Source organism: Flavobacterium galactosidilyticum, assembly GCF_020911945.1.
Classification (GTDB): Bacteria; Bacteroidota; Bacteroidia; order Flavobacteriales; family Flavobacteriaceae; genus Flavobacterium; species Flavobacterium galactosidilyticum.
In genome coordinates, this window is record NZ_CP087135.1 from 3086301 (window position 1) to 3107114 (window position 20814).

Here is a 20814-nt window from a genome sequence, read left to right on the forward strand (position 1 = left end):
TACCCGTTTTTTATTTCGATCGTTAGTTATTTTTTTTGTAAAATTGTACAAAATGAAAACATTGATTTTAGAGAAATATATGTTCCCTTGTTTAAGCAAAACTCTATTTGGAATAGAGTGTTTGGGTTGTGGTTTTCAGCGTAGTTTAGTGATGCTTTTGCAAGGTGATTTTTCCGGATCTTTTAAGATGTATCCAGCACTCCTTACTACCTTTTTATTTCTTGGAATTTTAGGTTTAAATTTTATAGACACCAACAGAAATTATAAAAAATCACTTATGGTTTCTGCTTTTATAAATGGCGCTTTTATGGTAGTAGGTTATTTTTTCAAACACTACCATTAAAATTGTTTCTGATTTGAAATCGAACTCTTATTTAATCCTTGATAAAATATCATTCATCATTTCGATTTGAACTTTTTGAATTTCTATTAACTCTTCTTGTTGATGCATAATTAAATGATCTAACTTTTCATGAAGCATTCTGATTTCAAGTTCTGATTTTAAATTAATCATATAATCTTTCTTTGCTCTATCGCGATCTTTTTCTTCCTGACGATTTTGGCTCATCATAATTACTGGAGCTTGAAGTGCAGCTAAACAAGATAAAATCAAATTCAACAAAATAAATGGATAGGGATCAAATCCTTTATTTAATAACAAATAAATATTAGCGGCAATCCAAAGTAAAATAAAAAATCCGAATAGGATTATAAATTTCCAGCTACCGCCAAAAGCAGCGACTCTATCGGCTATCTTTTGCCCAAATGTTCGAATTCCAATTTCATCTTCTACAGTATTAACCAGAGATACATCTTCATTCAGGGCATCGACAACCTTATTTTCTAAATTAGATAACTCTCCTATTTCAACAGACAGATAATTAGAAATGTATTTCTCTCTGTATAAATGGAGTTCGCTTACAGAGAGGCAGTCCTCTTCTTTAAAGTCGGGAAAATCATTTTTAATGAGTGATAATATTGGATTCCTCACTGTTTTCGCAAGTACTTTATCAGCTATTGGAAATTCTTTCTTAGATACATCACTTATAAAAGTCAAATTATTATTCATGAGATTTTATTTATTAGCTAATTTAAAAAAAGATGTAATCAATATACTTTTTCATACTGCAAAGTTTAAAGTATTTAACAAATGAGCTTATTTACCCAGAATCTCTTTCCATCTACAAATAAATTATTCGAAATAGTTCAATATATTTGTGTCTTGATATAAAACTAAGAAAATGATTTTAAATTTTACTTCTACACCTTATTGTCATTGTTGTTGCTGTTTTTAAAAAATCCTTTACGATAAAAAAGACAATAGAGGATAATTAAATCCTCCTCATTAAAATCATTAGATACAAAACAGCATGAAATCACAAAAATTAGTGGACTTAATAGGCAATACACCGTTAGTAGAATCTATTAACCTAGTACAAAATAAAAACGTAAAACTTTTACTAAAACTAGAAGGCAATAACCCTGGAGGCAGCGTCAAAGATAGAGCAGCTTACAACATGATTAAATCCGCATTAGAACGTGGAGAAATCAAAAAAGGAGATAAACTTATCGAGGCTACAAGCGGTAATACTGGAATTGCATTAGCAATGATTGCGCAATTATTTAATATAGAAATTGAACTCGTTTTACCAGAGGATTCTACTAAAGAGCGTACTCAAACCATGCGTGCGTACGGCGCTACAGTCATTTTAACACCTGCTAGCACGGGGATTATTGGCTCAAGGGATTATGCTGACAAAAAAGTGGCTGAAGGCGGTTATATTATGTTAAATCAGTTTGCTAATGATGACAACTGGAAAGCCCATTACAAAACAACAGGTCCAGAAATATGGAATGATACCGATGGAACTGTTACTCATTTTGTATCTGCTATGGGAACTACAGGGACAATTATAGGAACATCTGCATACCTGAAAGAACAGAATCCTGCTATCCAAATAATAGGTGCGCAACCTAGCGATGGTTCTCAAATTCCTGGAATCAGGAAATGGCCAAAAGAATATTTACCAAAGATTTTTGACCCATCAAAAGTTGATACTGTAATAGAAGTTTCAGAAGAAGAAGCGCGAGCGATGACGAAACGATTGGCGCTTGAAGAAGGTGTTTTCGCAGGAATGAGTAGTGGAGGTTCTGTAGCTGCAGCATTAAAAATCGCAACTACTTTAGAATCTGGGGTGATTGTCGCAATCATTTGCGACCGTGGCGATCGTTATTTATCATCTGATCTATTTGATTAAATAGCTATTTCTACATAACAAAAGAGGCTTGATTTCAAAAACATCAAGCCTCTTTCCTTTAGTAATCAATTATTTATACTAAAATTGCAGTCGTCGAAATAGCTGCGTTTAACACTTTAGAAACGGGACAGTTTTTCTCCGCTTTTGCAACAAACTGCTGAAAAATGTCTTCAGAAATATCTTTTATTTTAGCATGTATTGTTAAGTGGGATGTGATTATCGTTCCGTCAACTAAGTCAATATCACATTTAGACTCAATACTTTCTACTTCAAAGCCTTCCTCACTGATATAGGCGGTAAGCTGCATGGTGAAGCAACCAGCATGAGCTGCCGCAATAAGTTCCTCAGGATTTGTACCTACTCCTTCCTCAAAACGAGATTTAAACGAATATTGCGTATCTTTTAATGTAGTGGTTTCTGTGCTTAGTTTCCCGGCTCCTTCTTTAAGTGAACCATTCCAGACGGCGGTTGCATTTCTTTTCATAGTTTGTAGTTTTAATAGTGTAAATGATTTAATAATTGTTACAAATTTTAATAATCAAATAAATAATTTCAAAAATCGTGTTTTCTCAAATTTAGGTCATCTATCAACAAATCTCGAGTAAAAGCAGTTTATTTAACTAAAGTTTAAAACTAATCAACATAATCATTTCTCGTTTTTAAAGAGTACTGAGAATGTAGCGCCTTGATTAACTCCTTCACTATCAAGAAGAAAATCCCCATGATATTTTTGTACAATTTTTCTACATAAATATAGACCAATACCAGTTGATGGTTCGTTAGCAGTTCCTAATCGCCCTCTGTTTGTAAATTTTTCATACAGTTCCACCTTATTTTTTGGATCAAATCCTATTCCTGAATCTGATACTGAAAATGCTACTTTACCATCAATAACGCTTACAGTTAGTTTAATTTCACTATTCGAGAAAGAAAACTTTATCGCATTATCTACTAAATTAACTAAAACACGAACTAATAAATCTTCGTCAATCATTAGCACAGCTTCTTCGAGTTCAGAACTTGTCTTTAATTCAATTTGTTTTGAAAGTAATTTTTGCCCTAATTGACTCGTTACCGAATCAAACACAGCATGTAAGTTGATTGTGTTGGTTTGCAAACCTCGATTAGAAAGTTCATCCTCATCTTTAATCAATTTGATAAAAATATCTATAAAAATAAACTGCTGGTTGGTTGATTGCAGAATTAACTTCGCATAATCCGAAACGTCTTTAGATGGATTTTCATGTAAAATAAGCTCCGCTAATCCTTGCGAATTCCCTGTGAAATTTTTGAAATCATGAGAAAGCAAGTAAATTAAGTCTTGTTTTTCACTTATGAAACGTTCGTGGTCTATAATAGTTTTTTGAATATTACTCATTAACAATCCGACCTCATCAGAAAAATTAGTAGGAAGTACAGGTACTTTTCGCTCATTTCGATAATTATCTAATGCTTTAGAAGCGGTTTCAATAGGCTTATTTAACTGTTTTAAAAAAAATAATGTAACTGCCGTAGCTAATAAGGTCATTACAAGTGCAAAAATCAAAATCGTACTAGCTAAAATTGTTTTATTTCCATACACAGCAAATAATAACATTCCTATCAGTGGTATATGAATTCCTACAAATGCAACAAACAAAAATTTAAAAGCGTAGCTGTTTTTTAAAAATTTTATATTCGATAATCTTTCGTACAGCTTCATTACTACTATTTTTAATTTGGTCAAATGTAAACATAATAAATCACCGCAATTAGTCGATCCTAAAGAGTCGTGTAATGTTGTAAATTAATTTGTAAATTCTAAAAAACAAGATTCTCGCTTATTATCCCCTTGACAAGACAACGACATACTAGCCAAGATATGTAAATATATTGGCGATAATTAACCTCTATGAAATAAAATACAGAGGGTAAACGAAATAGTTCCATAATTCGCTAAATTTGTGATTATTTCTAAATAATTGATATATAATTTTTAACTATTTATTGCAGAATAGAATGGCTCAATCACTTTCAAAATACTACATTTTACTATTAGTTCTCATTATGGCAGGAAATACAAAAGCTCAAGATTTCGCAAATTTAAATAAGTACAAATCTCAAAATACTTCGCTCCCACATCCTACTGCAGCGCAAAAAAGGATTGTATTTATGGGAGATTCAATAACCGAATTTTGGAACGTGCTTGAGCCTACTTATTTTTCAGGTAAATCCTATATCAATCGCGGAATTAGCGGGCAGACCACACCCCAAATGCTGATTCGCTTTAGAGCCGATGTCATCGCTTTGCAACCTACTGCAGTTGTAATTCTTGCTGGAATTAATGATATTGCAGGTAATACAGGTCCATCAAGTATTGAAATGATTAGGGATAATATTCTTTCTATGGCAGAATTAGCTAAAGCAAACAACATAAAAGTAATTTTATGTTCCGTTTTACCAGCATACGATTTTCCTTGGAAAGCCAATCAAGAACCAATTGAAAAAATAACAAAGTTGAACGAAATGCTAAAAAACTACGCTAAAGCAAATAATATAGCATTTGTTGATTATTATTCGGCTATGGTAGATGAAAGGCTGGGGCTAAAGATGGAATATTCTAAGGATGGCGTACATCCTAATAAAGCGGGCTATCAAACAATGGAGCCAATTGTCGAGAAAGCTATCTCTTTAGCTTTGAGAAAAGATTAGTCAATTTATCACCTGATTGCACTTCCCATGATTGCAGCGAAAAAACATGCAGTAGCATAAGCCTAAAAAACCGTAGGATATAATAGCGACCGTAGGAAGCTCCTTTTAGAGACGGTTTTAGGCTTATGAAACTAGGATTTGTAGTGAAAAGCAGGATGAGGCCCAAATAAAAAGGATGCATTTTGAAAATATTTCTTAATTTGAATTTATAAAAGAAATCAAAGGCTTATTTTTGCGCCATGGCTAAGAAAAATACAGACAAAGTTGTCTTTCATCAAATAAAAGTCCTTGATGCTGGTGCAAAAGGCGTTTCGGTAGCAAAGGCTCCCGATGGTAAAGTAGTTTTTATCCCTAATGTCGTTCCTGGCGACGTGGTAGACGTGCAAACATTCAAAAAACGCAAAGCGTATTACGAAGGAAAAGCAATTCATTTTCACGAATTTTCTGAACATCGTATAGAACCTATTTGCGAGCATTTTGGTGTTTGTGGCGGTTGTAAATGGCAGAACATGAAATACAGTCAACAGCTGTATTACAAGCAAAATGAAGTCTTGAACCACTTACAACGCATCGGAAAAGTAGAACTTCCTGAATTTGAGCCAATTTTAGGTTCAGAAAAACAGTTCTTTTATAGAAATAAAATGGAATTTTCGTTTTCAAACAGCCGTTGGTTAACCGAAGCTGAAATTGGAAGTACCGAAGATTTAGGAAATAGAAATGCACTAGGTTTTCATATTCCTAAAATGTGGGATAAAATTCTAGACATTAACAAATGTCATTTACAAGAAGACCCATCAAATGCGATTAGAAATGAAGTTCGTGCTTTTGCAAATGAGCATGGCTTGACTTTCTTTAATCCTAGAGCGCATGAAGGTTTGCTAAGAACATTAATGTTGCGTACTGCTTCGACTGGTGAAATCATGGTTTTAATTCAGTTTTTCGAAAACGATAAAGCCAATAGAGAATTACTTCTAGATCATCTTTATGAGAAATTCCCTCAAATTACTTCGTTGCAATATGTGGTAAACAATAAAGCGAACGATACTTTATACGATACTGATATCAAACTATATAAAGGTAGAGATTACATTCTGGAAGAAATGGAAGGTTTGAAATTTAGCATTAATGCTAAGTCTTTTTACCAAACCAATTCAGATCAAGCGTACGAACTATACAAAATAACAAGAGATTTTGCTGGATTAACAGGAAATGAAATTGTGTATGATTTATACACAGGAACAGGAACTATTGCTCAATTTGTGTCGAAGAAAGCTAAAAAAGTAATTGGTGTTGAAAGTGTCCCTGAAGCAATTAAAGATGCTAAACTGAATGCTGAACGCAATGAAATTACCAATTGTGAGTTCTTTGTAGGTGATATGAAAATAGTATTTAATGATGATTTTATCGCTCAGCATGGTCATCCTGATGTAATCATAACTGATCCACCAAGAGACGGAATGCACAAAGATGTTATAGAGCAAATTATGAAAATTGCTCCTGAAAAAGTGGTTTATGTAAGTTGTAACTCCGCAACTCAAGCGCGTGATTTAGCTTTGATGGATGAGAAATACAAAGTTACTCGTGTGCGTCCTGTAGATATGTTTCCGCAAACGCATCACGTAGAAAACGTAGTGCTTTTAGAGAGAAGAAAATAGTAGGCAGTAGTTAGCAGCAGTATTTAGTGCGATTAAACTGAATACTGCTACTGGAGACTGAACACTAAAGATATAATTTATGAAAAAAATAATTTTACTACTATTTGTTTTAGCACTATCCTTTTCCAGTTGTGAGAAAGATGATATTTGTGATGCAAATACGCCAACAACACCGCGATTAGTGATTGGGTTTTATGATTTTTTAAATCCGTCGGTTGCAAAAAGCGTAACTAATTTAAAAGTGGTGGGAGAAGGAATGCCATCTGGGGTTCTTTTTAATGGTTCTGAGACAACAAGTGCTAATACAATTTCGATACCATTAAAAACCAATGAGAACACCACTACTTATAGCTTTACATTGAATTTTGGAAATTCAAATCCGGCTTTAGTTGATGAAGATATTATAAAATTTGATTATAGTAAACAAGAACTTTTTGTATCAAGAGCTTGTGGTTACAAATCAATTTTCACATTTGATCCCACAGCTCCCTATACGCATACTGACCCAGTAGCTGCAAGTCAAAAATGGATCAAATTTATATCGGTTGAAAAAAATATTATAGAAAACGAAAATGAAACACACATTAAGATCTTTTTTTAGTTTTTTTCTCGTTTTATCGATGACTTTGGCGCAAGCGCAAGAAACTACTCCAAAACCAAAACAAGAGAAAAGCACAACTGTGAGTACAGAAGCGGATCAGAAAATTTCTGAAACGTCGATGCCTTTAGTTAAAATCGAACCTACTGCAAAAACAAATGATTCGATCCCAGCAAAAACGGACAGATACGGTATTCGTGTAGGTGTTGATTTGTACAAACTAACACGGGCATTGTATGATAAGAATTACAAAGGAATTGAATTAGTAGGAGATTACAGATTGACTAAAAAATACTTCCTTGCCGCTGAATTAGGAAATGAAAACAAAACTACTGATGATGATAGAGTCAACTTTACTACTAAAGGTTCCTATATAAAAGCAGGATTTGATTACAATGCTTATCAAAATTGGCTGGATATGGAAAATATAATTTCTATAGGTTTGCGATACGGTTTTAGCACTTTTAATCAAGAATTGAACAGCTACCGAATCTACAACTCAAATCCCTATTTTGGAGAAACACCTGTTATTGCTTCTGGGAAAAAATTTGATGGATTATCAGCAAGTTGGATAGAAGTAGTTGCGGGAGTGAAAGCTAAAGTTTTTGATAATGTATTTATGGGTTTCAGTCTGAGATTGAATAGACTAGTGACCAATAAGCAACCAGAAAATTTTTCCAACTTATACATTCCAGGATTCAACAGAACGTATGATGGAGATTTTGGCGTAGGATTTAATTACACTGTTACCTACTTTGTTCCTATATATAAAAAGAAAGTAAAACCCACTGTCACAGTAGAAAATAAGAAATAAGAAAATTAAAATAATCTTCTTCTAAAAAAAAAGAGATAAATTCGTAACGAACTTATCTCTTTTTTTTATGCTTCTTTCGAAATAGCTAACTAAAAACTATTCTATTTCCTTAATTCCTTTCATGAATATCCATTTCATGTATAATTTTTCACCATCTTTCGTTTTTACCGCTTGAAATTTAGGTGATAAAAGTGTCCCAATAGCAAAAGCAGTTAGCGGAATCCAAAAATCCTTTAGCCCAGTATACTGCTCTACTAAATATCTAAAAGAAATAAACAATATTGCAAAACATCCTAACTGATATAGAAATGCTCGTATTTGTAATTTGGTCATTATTTTTTTAAAGTTGTGAGTTATTATTCGTATTCAAAAATTATATCGAAGTCTCTGGAGTACTATTATTTCCGTCAGAAACTTGAAATTTTGTTCTCTTACTTCCTTCATACATTTCGTATTTTACCAATCGCGCTTCTAAACCTGCGTTGAAAAGCTTAATTTTTCTCGAAGGTTTTAATCCTACATATTTTAGTGCTTCAAGATTTGCTGTAATCATCCAAGCATTAGTTCCTGGGTAATTCTTCTTTAAAGTATCCCCTATGTTTTTATAAAATTCTTCCATGTGAATATCCAATCGCTCATCATAAGGAGGATTAAAAACCATATGTAATTTCCCTTCAGTAGATTTTTCGGTATCAAAGAAATTATTTTCTTCAATAGAAACATAATCATCAAGATTGGCATTTTTGATGTTGTCCTTAGCTTTCTGAACCGCGCTTGGAGCTTTATCATATCCTTTAATAGTATGATGAAACTCGCGAACACGTTTTAATAAACTGCCAGAAATAGCATCGAACAAATCATTATCCCAGTCGTTCCATTTTTCGAAAGCAAATTCCTTACGATTGATGTTTGCCGGAATATTACAAGCAATCATCGCTGCTTCGGCAAGGAATGTTCCAGAACCACACATTGGATCCAAGAAATCTGTTTGACCATCCCAACCTGAAAGCAATAATATTCCAGCTGCTAAAACTTCGTTTATAGGAGCAATATTAGTAGCGGTTCGATATCCACGTTGATTTAATGCATTTCCTGAAGTATCTAATGCAACCGAAACTTGGTCTTTATCAATATGAATATTAATTCGCAAATCAGGATGCACTTTATCAATACTTGGACGTTGCCCTGTTCTTTCTCTAAATTGATCTACAATAGCATCTTTACATTTTTGAGAAACAAATTCAGAGTGATTAAAATATTCCGAATGTACCGTTGTATCAATTACAAAAGTTTGGTTTGCACCAATTAGCTTTGACCAGTTTACACCTGAAATTCCCTTGTATAAAGCTTGTTCATTATTAGCTTTAAAAAAATAGATAGGTTTCAAGATTTTCAAAGCAGTACGCAAAGCTAAATTAGCTTTATACATAAAACCTTTATCTCCTTTAAAACTTACCATTCGCACGCCTTGCTCCACATTTTGTGCACCTAGCATTTGCAATTCTTTTGCTAATATCTCCTCAAAACCAAAAAAGGTTTTGGCAACCATTCTAAAATTATCTTCCATCTTTATTTAAATTCCAACACGTAAATTCTACTTAAACTATTACCAACGAAACTTTTTTAGGCAACACTTTACAAATCGAAATTGATACGTTCATAATTTCTAAAAAAATTAACGCCTTTGTTCACTTTGTCTTGTAGTGTAATAGTTCTTTTTCTGCAAAAATACACTAAATTTGCATCAATCGAATTAATTGAAAAAGAATAAATGTCTGAAGTTCAAAATCTCTCAACCGAAAATCAAGTAAAACCAATTAAAATGTGGTACTCATCCTGGTTTGATACACCTTATTATCATATACTTTACAAGGAGCGCAACTATAGAGAAGCACAAATTTTCATGGATAATTTGACGCAATACCTCAATCTTCCAGAAAAAGCAAAAGTATTAGATTTAGCTTGTGGCAAAGGCCGTCATTCTATTTATTTGAATCAATTAGGATTCGACGTTCTTGGTGCTGATTTATCTGAAAACAGTATTGCAGAGGCTAGTAAAAATGCTAACGATACCTTGCATTTCAAAGTGCATGATATGCGTCAACCTTTTGAGGAGAAATACGATGCCATTTTCAATTTATTTACCAGCTTTGGTTATTTCGAAAATGATGAAGACAATCTAACGACATTAAAAGCTATCAAAGAAAGCTTGTCAGAATACGGATTTGCGGCCATTGACTTCATGAATGTTAATCAGGTAGTCAACACACTTGTTCCTGAAGAAATTAAAGTGGTAGATGAAATTGAATTTCATATCAAGCGTTATCTAAAAGACGGTCATATTTATAAAGAAATTGATTTTGAAGACAAGGGACAAAAATTCCATTTTACTGAAAAGGTAAAAGCGTTGACACTTCAAGATTTTGAACTATTAATGGACGAAGCTGGAATTTACTTGTTGGATATTTTTGGAGATTATAAATTAAAGAAATTCCACAAAACAGAAAGTGAGCGATTAATCATGATTTTTAAATAATGAACTATCTTTTACCCCTACTTTCCGTACTTCTAGGATATGTAGTTGCTTTGGTTTTAAAACCAAAAAACAAAACTAATCTTAAGTTGTTACTAGCTTTTAGCGGATCATTCTTGCTATCCTTAACTGTTATGCATTTGCTTCCAGAAGTATATGCAGTACACGACCACGGCGCAGGCGAAAGCCACGATAGCAATGCAGGAATCTTTATTATGTTAGGGATTTTATTCCAAATCGTCCTAGAGTTTTTCTCAAAAGGGGCTGAGCATGGACACGTCCATGGAAATCCTAACATGTCTCACATTCCCTGGTTACTGTTCATTAGCTTGTGTATTCATGCCTTTCTAGAAGGGTTTCCAGTGGGTCATGATCATGGCAAACTAGCTCTAGGAATCGCAATTCATCACCTTCCTATCGCTATTATACTAACTACTTTTTTCATTAATTCGCATTTAAACAAAAAAGCGATTTTCGTCTTTATGTTAACATTTGCATTAATGACGCCGTTAGGAACTTTAGCCTCTGATTATTTGACAGGATTAAACGAATACCATAGCCAGATTACGGCAGTGGTTATTGGTATTTTATTTCATATTTCTTCTACAATTATTTTCGAAAGTAGCGAAGGACACAAATTTAATATCGCCAAAGTTTCCATGATTGTAATCGGAATTGTATTGGCGTATTTTTTATAATTAATAATTTGGGCGTGTTCGCAAAGGCGAACCGGGCTATACGTTGCAATATTTTTTATTTCGCTATCGCTACATAAAAAAGGATTTCCACTACTATCCCTCACGCAAAAAAATAGAAACAGAACATAAATTGCGTTCTAAAAATTTTAACAGCATTAAAAATGACATTTACTAAAACGACAGAACAATCTTCAAAATACGAACATTTAGAAAAAATGTCGGTTTCAAACTTGCTTTCGAATATTAATAACGAAGACAAGACCGTTCCTTTAGCAGTTGAAAAAGCATTGCCACAAATAGAAAATCTAGTAAATGCAATTGTTCCTAAAATGAAATTAGGCGGGCGTTTATTCTACATAGGAGCAGGAACTTCTGGACGTTTAGGAATTCTAGATGCATCGGAATGTCCACCAACTTTTGGTGTTCCTTTCGATTTAGTAATTGGGATAATTGCTGGTGGAGACACTGCCATTCGCAAGGCAGTAGAAAATGCCGAAGACAATGCTAATCAAGCTTGGTTTGATTTACAAGCGCATAATATTAGCGAAAATGATGTTGTGGTGGGAATCGCCGCTTCAGGAACTACACCTTATGTAATTGCTGGTTTAGAAGAATGCAATAAAAACAACATTATTACAGGAAGCATTTCCTGTAATGCAGGAAGTCCACTTTCATTGACAGCACAATTTCCTATTGACGTGGTTGTGGGTCCTGAATTTGTAACTGGAAGTTCTCGTATGAAAGCAGGTACGGCGCAAAAACTGGTCCTTAATATGATTACAACCGCCACCATGGTTCAGTTAGGAAAAGTAAAAGGTAATAAAATGGTCGATATGCAATTGAGTAACAGCAAACTTGTAGATCGTGGTGTAAAAATGATCATGGACGAAGTCGCAGTTTCGTATGAAGAAGCAAGTGATTTATTAAAAAAACATGGAAGTGTACGGAAAGCTGTTGATTATTACAATCAATAATTTTTAATTGAACTTTTAATCTAATGTTAAAGCAAAAAAATGGCAACAAATAAAGAACTTTTAAACAAAGGAATCAAGTATTTAGCGGGATCTTTACCTCTTCTTTTCATTGGCCCAGCTGTAATTTATAATGCATTTGTAAACAAGGAAAATGGATGGCATTATTTAGTATTGGCCGTTGGGATTATCTTTTGTGGAATTGGTGTATATTTAGCGTTTTTAGGTTTAAAAGTTATGGTAAAAAGCTTATTTAATGACTAATGGAAGATTTAATACACATTCAGAAAACATTCGAAAAAGTCGATTGGATCAACAAGAGAATTAATCATCGAGAATTTGAAGATTGTACTTTCAAAAACTGCGATTTCTCTAACAGTGATTTTTCAAATAACACTTTTATGGATTGCGAATTTATCGATTGTAATTTAGCTATGATTGATTTAACAGCAACAAGTTTAAAAACTGTTGGATTTAAAAACTGCAAACTACTGGGAATCCATTTTAATAAATGCACTGATTTTTTGTTTAGTGTCACTTTTCACGATTGCGTTATTGATTATTCGTCTTTTGCCAATAAAAAAATGCCAAAAACAAAGTTCAATTCGTGTTCGATGAAAGAGGTTACTTTTACTGGTTCAAATCTTACGCAATCTAGTTTTGAAAATTGTAATCTTGATAGTGCTATTTTTAACGATACGCTTTTAGCTGGCGTAGATTTTACTTCAGCATACAATTACAAAATTGATCCTGAATTTAATTCTATGAAAAAAGCTAAATTTTCAATGCAAGGAATTCCTGGACTTTTAGAGAAATACGATATTAAAATACTATAACTGTAATATCCAGATGGAAGTGAAAATCCCGCAGGGCATAAAACTATTTTTTCTTTACAAAAAAGAGCGACAGAAAGAAGCTCCTTTATTGTCATTAGAAAAAAAGTTTTATAACCGAGGAATTGCAGCATACAGCTGGATTGGACCCTAATAAAAACAAAAAATATAATATGAAAAAGATAATCTTACTTCCGCTACTACTAGTACTAATGTCGTGTTATGATGTGGAACGCAACTGCAAGGACTTTAAAACTGGAAAATTCAAATTTGAACATGTAGTTGATGGTGTGAAACAAACCACCTATTTTGAACGCAATGACACGATTGAAATTGAAACTTATGAAGGTAAAACAGATACAGCATCGATACGATGGGTGAGTGATTGTGAATATGTGTTGCAGAAATTACATCCTAAAAACAAAGCAGAAGAGAAAGCTATAAGCATGAAAATATTGACAACTACAAAAGATTCTTATACTTTTGAGTTTGGAATGGTTGGATATGATGCAAAACAAAAAGGAACTGTAACAAAACTGGGAAACTAACGACTAAATAAAAAAAATAAACTTTAACTAAATAAAAATGGAAGTATTTTTAAATCCGGATGCATGGATTGCGTTGTTAACATTAACTTTTCTTGAAATCATCTTGGGAATTGACAATATCATCTTCATATCAATTGTAACTGGAAAATTACCTGAAGAAAAGCGTAAAAAAGCGACGCAAATTGGTTTGTTTTTGGCTATGTTCATGCGTATTGCTTTACTTTTTGGAATTACGGTGTTAATTGCTATGAAAGAACCATTTTTTAGTGTGAATTGGACTTGGTTTAGTGCAGATTTTACGGGTCAAGCGATGATTTTATTTTTAGGAGGTTTATTTCTAATTTATAAAAGTACCAAAGAAATTCATGAAAAAGTAGATCATAAGGGAGAAGAAGAAAAGGACTTAAAAACTACTGCAGCAAAATCTTTTGGGAATGTAATTTTCCAAATTTTATTGATTGACCTTATTTTCTCTGTGGATAGTATATTGACTGCTGTTGGTATGACAAATGGCGTTCCAGGAGCATTATATATTATGGTGACTGCCGTAATTATCTCTGTTGGAGTAATGATGCTTTTTGCAGTTCCAGTAGGGAATTTTGTAAATGTGAATCCGTCGATACAAATTTTAGGATTGGCTTTCTTAATCCTTATTGGTTTCATGTTGATTACAGAAAGTATGCACTTATCAAATGCTGCGTTGGTTGGCGAACATGTTGGTGCGGTTCCTAAAGGATATTTATACTTTGCAATTGCTTTTTCATTAGCAGTAGAATTCCTGAATATGAAAATGCGAAAGAAAAACTAATAGTATTTAAAAAAAATAGCGCTCCAAAAGCGCTATTTTTTTATTCTAAACTTAAAGTTACTTGACCATCATCATCTAATTGCACACCTGACTCATCAAGGTTTTCATCTAACTTAACTTTTTCAGGAACAACCTCCACAGGAAGCTCATAATGCAAAGGCTCCAGAAGATTTACTTGTTTTAATTTATCGGTTGTCAATTGATTTCCTAATGCTTTAAATCCTTTTATAGCAATATAGGATTCGATATCTACTGTTACGCTTTCTTTTTGAACTCCTTTTACTTTTGGGAAAACTAATTCTGCCACAGGACGATAATCCGTTGACACGATTTCTAATTGTGAATTAGGATGTTCCGTAATAAAACTTTCTTCTTTATTCTCCGTTTCTACTAGGAAGCGTTTTATGTAATAGCGCTCTTTTTCACCATCGTAATAAATAGCTGAAATTGGTTTAGCAGGAACCCATTTCTCTAAAACTACCATATCAGTATCAAAATGTGTCGTTAATTCAGGCGTAATTACTTTTAATTTTCCTGTTTGGGATATAATCAAGATTTTATCACTTGGCCTAAATTCGCCAAGCAATTCCCCTCTTCCATCAACATTTAATCTTTGAACTGTATCATCAAACCATACTTTTCGAGGCAAAAGAGTCGAAATTCCTTTCTCTTTCAATTCGATTTTTTTGATAGGATATTTGGTCACTAAGTTACCTTTTGAACTTCGACCTTTAATTGCCAGATTAGCAAAATCAATATCGAATTTCAGTTTTTTGACGGTTCCTATTTGGCGTAGCAAAATAGTAATTACCTCAGCTTCTCCATTTGGATTACAAGAAAAATATACTACTTGCGATCCAGCGGTTTCATTGGTTAAATCATATGCTTTATCTCGAGTTACACCTGAAACATTAAAACGTTTTATATAAGAAGGCCCTGATTTTCCATCACGATAAATCATGTTATAAATCGTTCGCTTGTCGCTTTTATCAAAAATAGCAATATGAATAATATCTTTCCCAACAAATGTTTTAGCATCTACCTTTGTAATCATCATTTTTCCGTCACGAAGAAAAACAATTACATCATCAATATCAGAACAGTCCGTTACATATTCATCTTTTTTCAAACTCGTTCCTACAAAACCTTCTTCTTTATTTACATACAATTTTGTATTTCGCAACACTACTTTCGTCGCTTCGATGTCATCAAAAATACGAAGTTCTGTTTGGCGCTCACGGCCTTTGCCATACTTCTCTTTTAACTTTGCAAAATAAGCAATCGCAAAATCAATCAGATGTTCTAAATGGTGTTTTACTTGCTCGATATCTCCTTCCAAAGATTCGATTTTGTCTTGGGCTTTATTGCTGTCAAACTTAGAAATACGCATGATTCGAATATCTAACAATCGTAGAATATCCTCTTCGGTAACGGCACGTTTTAAATGTTTTATATGCGGTTTTAACCCATCATCAACGGCTTTTAGTACCGTTTCACGAGTAGTCATTTCTTCAATATCTCGATAGATTTTATTTTCGATAAAAATACGTTCCAAGGATAGAAAGTGCCATTGTTCTTCAAGTTCACTCAATTGAATTTCAAGTTCACTTTTTAGCAGTTGTACCGTTCTATTAGTTGAAATTCGCAACATATCAGAAACACCTACAAACAACGGTTTATTATCCTCAATCACACAACCTAGTGGCGCTACCGAAGTTTCGCAAGCTGTAAAAGCAAACAAGGCATCAATTGTTTTATCAGGAGAAACACCTGGAAAAAGATGTATTAATATCTCTACATCTGCAGCAGTATTATCCTCAATTTTTTTAATTTTGATTTTCCCTTTATCATTGGCTTTCAAAATACTGTCAATCAAAGTCGTCGTATTGGTCGAAAATGGAATTTGGGTAATTACCAAAGTATTTTTATCCAGTTGCGCAATTTTAGCACGCACGCGAACACGACCGCCGCGCAAACCATCATTGTAATTTGATATATCAGCAATACCTTGTGTCATGAAATCAGGGTACAAGGTAAACGGCTTTCCTTTTAATATTTTTATTGAACAATCTATTAACTCATTAAAGTTATGAGGCAATACTTTCATCGAAAGCCCAACCGCAATCCCTTCAGCACCTTGTGCTAAAAGCAACGGGAATTTTACAGGAAGATTATTGGGTTCTGCTCGACGACCATCATACGAAACGCCCCAATCTGTAATTTTTGGAGAATATAAAACCTCCAAAGCAAATTTAGACAATCGTGCTTCTATATAACGGGAAGCTGCTGCTCCATCACCGGTTAAGATATTTCCCCAGTTTCCTTGACAGTCGATTAGCAATTCTTTTTGACCTATTTGCACCATCGCATCACCAATACTCTGATCTCCATGAGGGTGATACTGCATCGTGTGTCCCACAACGTTTGCCACTTTGTTATAACGACCGTCATCTAATTCTTTAAGCGAATGCATGATTCTACGTTGCACCGGTTTGAAACCATCTTCAATCGCCGGAACGGCACGCTCCAGAATTACATAAGAGGCATAATCTAGAAACCAGTCTTTATACATTCCCGTAACTTTGGTAATGGTATCGTTTCCGTCTTCTTGATTATCATAAAAATGGTGTTCCCCCGAAGTTACTATGTCGTCAAATCCTTCGTCGTTTGATTCCTTGGAATCGTTGATTTCGTTTTGCGATTCGTCTTCATTTGGTATAATGTTATCTTCTTCTTCGTCTTTCATAAAAATGCTTAAAACTCAAGTTATGGCGCTATAAAAAACCCCATTTATTGACTATATAGTTAAATTTTAAAAATTCCGTTACATTTTCTCGGAATTCATTTTTCAGAATTCGTCATCAGTGATGAGGAATTTTAATTTCAGAAATCATAGACAGTGCCTGAGGAATTGAGTAAATCAAATAAAACTTTCTCATATTTTCTAAATTAACGACAGAAAATCCCTTTCCAAACTCCTGATTCAGCTGTTTCGAAAGTCCTTTTAATAATTGTTTACCATATTCAGCGCGATCTTTGCCCTTTTGTTCTTCTTCGACTATAACTCTTCCTATTTCAAAATAGGTATAAACCATAGTTGAGTTTATTGTACGCAAAACTTGTTGACGAGCATTTTGCAATAGCTCGACCACTTGAGAAAATAAAATTTTATTTTGAATATCGTTTGACAATATATTTTTCTCTCTTTAAACCTTACACTTTCTCAATTACATCCAATTCCACTTTCAAATTCTTGATAATAAATTCTTGCCTATCAGGGGTGTTTTTGCCCATGTAAAAAGACAACAACTGTTCAATTGAAGTGTTTTTATCCATCATTACAGGATCTAGACGAATGGTTTCTCCGATAAAGTTTTTGAACTCATCTGGCGAAATCTCTCCCAAACCTTTGAATCGGGTAATTTCTGGTTTTGGTTTTAATTTTTCGATAGCTTCTTTTCGTTCGTCATCGGAATAACAGTAAATCGTTTCTTTCTTGTTTCGAACTCTAAAAAGAGGCGTTTGCAAAATATACAAGTGCCCTTCTTTAATCAACTCAGGAAAAAACTGCAAGAAAAAAGTAATCAATAACAAGCGAATGTGCATTCCATCGACATCCGCATCAGTTGCAATTACGATATTGTTGTACCGTAATTTTTCCAGTCCATCTTCAATATCTAAAGCGGCTTGCAACAAGTTAAATTCTTCATTTTCATACACAATTTTCTTACTCATTCCGTAAGAGTTCAAAGGCTTTCCACGCAAACTAAAAACGGCTTGCGTATTGACATCGCGTGATTTTGTAATCGATCCAGATGCCGAATCTCCCTCGGTTATAAAAAGCGTGCTTTCTAAGTTTCTAGGATTTTTTGTATCTGGAAGATGCGCTCTACAATCTCTCAGTTTTTTATTGTGTAAATTTGCTTTCTTAGCACGATCTGTAGCGAGTTTTCTAATTCCAGATAATTCTTTGCGTTCTCTTTCAGCTTGCAAAATTTTACGCAATAATGCCTCTGCAGTAGTAGGATTCTTGTGTAAATAATTATCTAATTTTGTTTTCACAAAATCATTTACAAAAGTACGTACCGATGGCATTCCTGGATCAGAACCTATATCTGTAGAACCTAATTTAGTTTTGGTTTGCGACTCAAAAACAGGCTCCATTACTTTAATACTAATCGCACTCACAACCGATTTACGAACATCAGAAGCTTCGAAACTTTTATTATAAAACTCTCGAATCGTTTTTACAATTGCTTCACGATACGCCACTAAATGAGTTCCTCCCTGCGTGGTGTTTTGACCGTTTACAAAAGAGTGGTATTCCTCGCTATATTGCGTTTTACTATGCGTTAAGGCCATTTCAATATCCTCCCCTTTCAGGTGAATGATAGGATATTCTAAATCCTCAGCGTTAATAGTCGCTTCTAATAAATCTTTAAGACCATTTTCAGAATAGTACTTTTCTCCATTAAAAATAATCGTCAAGCCATTGTTTAAGTAACAATAATTTTTGACCATTTTAATAACATATTCTAAACGGAACTTGTAATTCTTAAAAATAGTTTCATCAGGCGTAAAAGTAACTTTAGTTCCTTTACGCTTAGTGGTATCAATTATATCTTCTTCTAAAACTAAATTTCCGGCTGAAAATTCGGCTGCTTTTTGTTTTTCGTCACGAACCGATTCGACACGAAAATAATCAGACAAAGCATTTACGGCTTTAGTACCGACACCGTTTAAACCAACTGATTTCTGGAAAGCTTTAGAATCGTATTTTCCTCCCGTATTCATTTTAGAAACCACGTCAACCACTTTACCTAATGGTATTCCACGACCATAATCCCTAACTGAAACTGTTTTGTCTCTGATGGTTACTTCAATGGTTTTTCCAGCTCCCATCGCAAATTCATCGATACAGTTGTCTAGAACCTCTTTTAAAAGAATATAAATACCATCATCTGGCGAAGAACCGTCTCCAAGTTTCCCGATATACATTCCGGGACGCATGCGAATGTGCTCTTTCCAGTCGAGTGACCGAATATTATCTTCGGTATATTGATTTTTATCGGACATTGTGAGTTTTGTGGATTTTAACTTCGTTCTGTTTAGTCTTAGCTTTGACTTAGACCTTGAGTGTGCTAATATAGCATATCTCAATATATTTTAAAAGAGCTACGCTTCAAAATTACAAAAAATGATTTTGCCATTATAGAAGCGATTGCTTTTAGGATTCTATTCCTAAAACTTGTTGTGCCAAAGCAATCATTTTGGGAGTTCCTGTATGTTTATTTTTTTCATCCGATAATTTCACAACCGCTTCCCAATGACTATTTTCGGGTTTAGTATCTGTGAGTTTAATTACCATATTCATTGCAGGCAAGCCAACATCATTACTGAAATTTGTTCCAATTCCGAAGGACATTTTTATTTTTCCTCGACAAAAATCGGCAATGACTTTTACTTTTTCAAAATTCAAGGAGTCGGAGAAAACAATAATTTTTGATTTGGGATCTATTCCCATTTTTTCGTAATGTTCGATCGTTTTTTTGGCAAACTCAATTGGATCACCACTGTCGTGTCGGACACCATCAAAAAGTTTAGAATATTTTTTATTAAATTGTTCAAAAAAGACTTCGGTTGTATACGTATCCGTTAACGCAATCCCAAGATCACCTTGGTACACTTTTGTCCAATTTTCGAGACTTACAGCATTAGCTACTTTAAACCCGTATTCCGAAGCGTGATACATAAACCACTCATGAGCGTGTGTTCCTGACGGTTTTCTATTTTGTAACATTGCGAAATGCACATTGCTTGTTCCTAAAAAACTTTTTGAACCAAAAGTGTCTAATGTTTCATTAACCAATCTTTGGACTTCATAGGAGTGACGGCGACGGGTTCCGAATTCTAAAATCACAACTCCCAAACTATTGTAATTCTCTATTTTTTCTTTGGTGATTCGCTTCACTTCTTCATCATCTACACGAATTAAATTTTGAGAAGCATAAAAAAGTTCTGATATCAAAGCCATTAAGGGAACTTCCCAAAGAATCGTTCGGTACCAATATCCTTCAATGATTACTTTCAAATCACTTCCGTTCTGCTCAATTGCAATTTCGGTAGGATCGTATTGGTAACCTTGTAAAAAATCCAAGTAGGTAGGATCTAAATAGGGACAATTATCAGCCAGGAAATTCTTTTCGGCTAATGTCAATTTTAGATGAATCATCGCATCAACTGCTTTACGAAGTAATTCCGCAAAATGAGGTGGAAATTCATGTTTACCTCGATTAATAAATGCGTACCGAACTTTAGCCTTTGGAAAAAGTTTGATTACAGCGTGCTGCATAGTAAATTTGTAAAAGTCATTATCTAAAATCGAATGCAATTGAACTAAATTCATA

The 20814-nt window shown here is 33.8% G+C and carries 22 protein-coding genes; 13 read left to right on the forward strand and 9 right to left on the reverse strand.

Annotated elements, in window-relative coordinates:
• Window positions 1-52 precede the first annotated feature (52 nt).
• Window positions 53-343: a DUF2752 domain-containing protein gene (locus LNP27_RS13275; RefSeq protein ID WP_229942123.1), complete on the forward strand. Its 291-nt coding sequence runs from the start codon at window positions 53-55 to the stop codon at window positions 341-343.
• A 27-nt stretch (window positions 344-370) separates the two neighbouring features.
• Here the strand turns inward: LNP27_RS13275 and LNP27_RS13280 are convergent, their stop codons facing one another.
• The gene (locus LNP27_RS13280; protein WP_229942124.1) at window positions 371-1069 is read right to left on the reverse strand and encodes a DUF1003 domain-containing protein; all 699 of its coding nucleotides are present in this window, start codon (window positions 1067-1069) and stop codon (window positions 371-373) included.
• Window positions 1070-1370: 301 nt separating this feature from the next.
• Between LNP27_RS13280 and cysM the strand changes: the two genes are divergently transcribed.
• Complete coding sequence (cysM, locus tag LNP27_RS13285; protein ID WP_229942125.1) at window positions 1371-2258, forward strand: cysteine synthase CysM; 888 nt, start codon at window positions 1371-1373, stop codon at window positions 2256-2258.
• 73 nt (window positions 2259-2331) lie between these two features.
• Here cysM and LNP27_RS13290 read toward each other — a convergent pair whose 3' ends face one another.
• Together LNP27_RS13290 and LNP27_RS13295 are read right to left on the reverse strand one after the other, a co-directional pair.
• A complete protein-coding gene (locus LNP27_RS13290; protein WP_229942126.1) occupies window positions 2332-2742 on the reverse strand; it encodes an OsmC family peroxiredoxin in 411 nt (136 codons plus the stop codon).
• Between the two features lie 162 nt (window positions 2743-2904).
• Window positions 2905-3960 carry a sensor histidine kinase gene (locus LNP27_RS13295; RefSeq protein ID WP_229942127.1) on the reverse strand — a complete coding sequence of 352 codons (1056 nt, stop codon included), beginning with the start codon at window positions 3958-3960 and terminating at the stop codon, window positions 2905-2907.
• A 296-nt stretch (window positions 3961-4256) separates the two neighbouring features.
• Between LNP27_RS13295 and LNP27_RS13300 the strand changes: the two genes are divergently transcribed.
• From LNP27_RS13300 to LNP27_RS13315, 4 genes are all read left to right on the forward strand, one after another.
• On the forward strand, window positions 4257-4949 hold the full coding sequence (locus LNP27_RS13300) for an SGNH/GDSL hydrolase family protein (protein ID WP_229942128.1): 693 nt from the start codon (window positions 4257-4259) through the stop codon (window positions 4947-4949).
• A 239-nt stretch (window positions 4950-5188) separates the two neighbouring features.
• Complete coding sequence (rlmD, locus tag LNP27_RS13305) at window positions 5189-6604, forward strand: 23S rRNA (uracil(1939)-C(5))-methyltransferase RlmD (RefSeq protein WP_229942129.1); 1416 nt, start codon at window positions 5189-5191, stop codon at window positions 6602-6604.
• A gap of 79 nt (window positions 6605-6683) precedes the next feature.
• Window positions 6684-7205: a DUF6452 family protein gene (locus LNP27_RS13310; RefSeq protein ID WP_229942130.1), complete on the forward strand. Its 522-nt coding sequence runs from the start codon at window positions 6684-6686 to the stop codon at window positions 7203-7205.
• Window positions 7177-8016: a DUF6048 family protein gene (locus LNP27_RS13315; RefSeq protein ID WP_229942131.1), complete on the forward strand. Its 840-nt coding sequence runs from the start codon at window positions 7177-7179 to the stop codon at window positions 8014-8016. Before LNP27_RS13310 ends, LNP27_RS13315 begins: the two co-directional genes overlap by 29 nt.
• A 96-nt stretch (window positions 8017-8112) precedes the next feature.
• Here the strand turns inward: LNP27_RS13315 and LNP27_RS13320 are convergent, their stop codons facing one another.
• Together LNP27_RS13320 and LNP27_RS13325 are read right to left on the reverse strand one after the other, a co-directional pair.
• The gene (locus LNP27_RS13320) at window positions 8113-8349 is read right to left on the reverse strand and encodes a hypothetical protein (RefSeq protein WP_229942132.1); all 237 of its coding nucleotides are present in this window, start codon (window positions 8347-8349) and stop codon (window positions 8113-8115) included.
• Window positions 8350-8389: 40 nt separating this feature from the next.
• A complete protein-coding gene (locus LNP27_RS13325) occupies window positions 8390-9583 on the reverse strand; it encodes a THUMP domain-containing class I SAM-dependent RNA methyltransferase (RefSeq protein ID WP_229942133.1) in 1194 nt (397 codons plus the stop codon).
• 204 nt (window positions 9584-9787) lie between these two features.
• Here LNP27_RS13325 and LNP27_RS13330 point away from each other — a divergent pair, with 204 nt between their 5' ends.
• The 7 genes from LNP27_RS13330 to LNP27_RS13360 all read left to right on the forward strand — a co-directional run bounded on the left by LNP27_RS13330 (window position 9788) and on the right by LNP27_RS13360 (window position 14407).
• Window positions 9788-10552 (forward strand): class I SAM-dependent methyltransferase, encoded by a 765-nt coding sequence (locus LNP27_RS13330; RefSeq protein WP_229942134.1) that lies wholly within the window; start codon window positions 9788-9790, stop codon window positions 10550-10552.
• Window positions 10552-11247: a ZIP family metal transporter gene (locus LNP27_RS13335; protein WP_229942135.1), complete on the forward strand. Its 696-nt coding sequence runs from the start codon at window positions 10552-10554 to the stop codon at window positions 11245-11247. Before LNP27_RS13330 ends, LNP27_RS13335 begins: the two co-directional genes overlap by 1 nt.
• Before the next feature lie 161 nt (window positions 11248-11408).
• The gene (gene murQ / locus LNP27_RS13340; protein ID WP_229942136.1) at window positions 11409-12221 is read left to right on the forward strand and encodes an N-acetylmuramic acid 6-phosphate etherase; all 813 of its coding nucleotides are present in this window, start codon (window positions 11409-11411) and stop codon (window positions 12219-12221) included.
• 39 nt (window positions 12222-12260) lie between these two features.
• Window positions 12261-12482, forward strand: a complete 222-nt coding sequence (locus LNP27_RS13345; protein ID WP_229942137.1) for a DUF6095 family protein — start codon at window positions 12261-12263, stop codon at window positions 12480-12482.
• Window positions 12482-13054 (forward strand): pentapeptide repeat-containing protein, encoded by a 573-nt coding sequence (locus LNP27_RS13350; protein ID WP_229942138.1) that lies wholly within the window; start codon window positions 12482-12484, stop codon window positions 13052-13054. The genes LNP27_RS13345 and LNP27_RS13350 overlap by 1 nt, the downstream gene beginning before the upstream one ends.
• A 170-nt stretch (window positions 13055-13224) precedes the next feature.
• Entirely contained in the window at window positions 13225-13599 is a 375-nt protein-coding gene (locus LNP27_RS13355) for a DNA topoisomerase IV (RefSeq protein WP_229942139.1), read from the forward strand.
• A gap of 37 nt (window positions 13600-13636) precedes the next feature.
• Entirely contained in the window at window positions 13637-14407 is a 771-nt protein-coding gene (locus LNP27_RS13360) for a TerC family protein (RefSeq protein WP_229942140.1), read from the forward strand.
• Between the two features lie 40 nt (window positions 14408-14447).
• On the opposite strand, the gene LNP27_RS13365 is transcribed toward LNP27_RS13360, so the two are convergent.
• The 4 genes from LNP27_RS13365 to pncB form a co-directional block, all read right to left on the reverse strand.
• Window positions 14448-17153 carry a DNA gyrase/topoisomerase IV subunit A gene (locus tag LNP27_RS13365; protein ID WP_229942141.1) on the reverse strand — a complete coding sequence of 902 codons (2706 nt, stop codon included), beginning with the start codon at window positions 17151-17153 and terminating at the stop codon, window positions 14448-14450.
• A 115-nt stretch (window positions 17154-17268) separates the two neighbouring features.
• Window positions 17269-17598 carry a DUF1016 N-terminal domain-containing protein gene (locus LNP27_RS13370; RefSeq protein ID WP_229942142.1) on the reverse strand — a complete coding sequence of 110 codons (330 nt, stop codon included), beginning with the start codon at window positions 17596-17598 and terminating at the stop codon, window positions 17269-17271.
• Between the two features lie 22 nt (window positions 17599-17620).
• Window positions 17621-19483 carry a DNA topoisomerase IV subunit B gene (locus LNP27_RS13375; RefSeq protein WP_229942143.1) on the reverse strand — a complete coding sequence of 621 codons (1863 nt, stop codon included), beginning with the start codon at window positions 19481-19483 and terminating at the stop codon, window positions 17621-17623.
• 151 nt (window positions 19484-19634) lie between these two features.
• Complete coding sequence (pncB, locus tag LNP27_RS13380; protein WP_229942144.1) at window positions 19635-20813, reverse strand: nicotinate phosphoribosyltransferase; 1179 nt, start codon at window positions 20811-20813, stop codon at window positions 19635-19637.
• Window position 20814 lies beyond the last annotated feature (1 nt).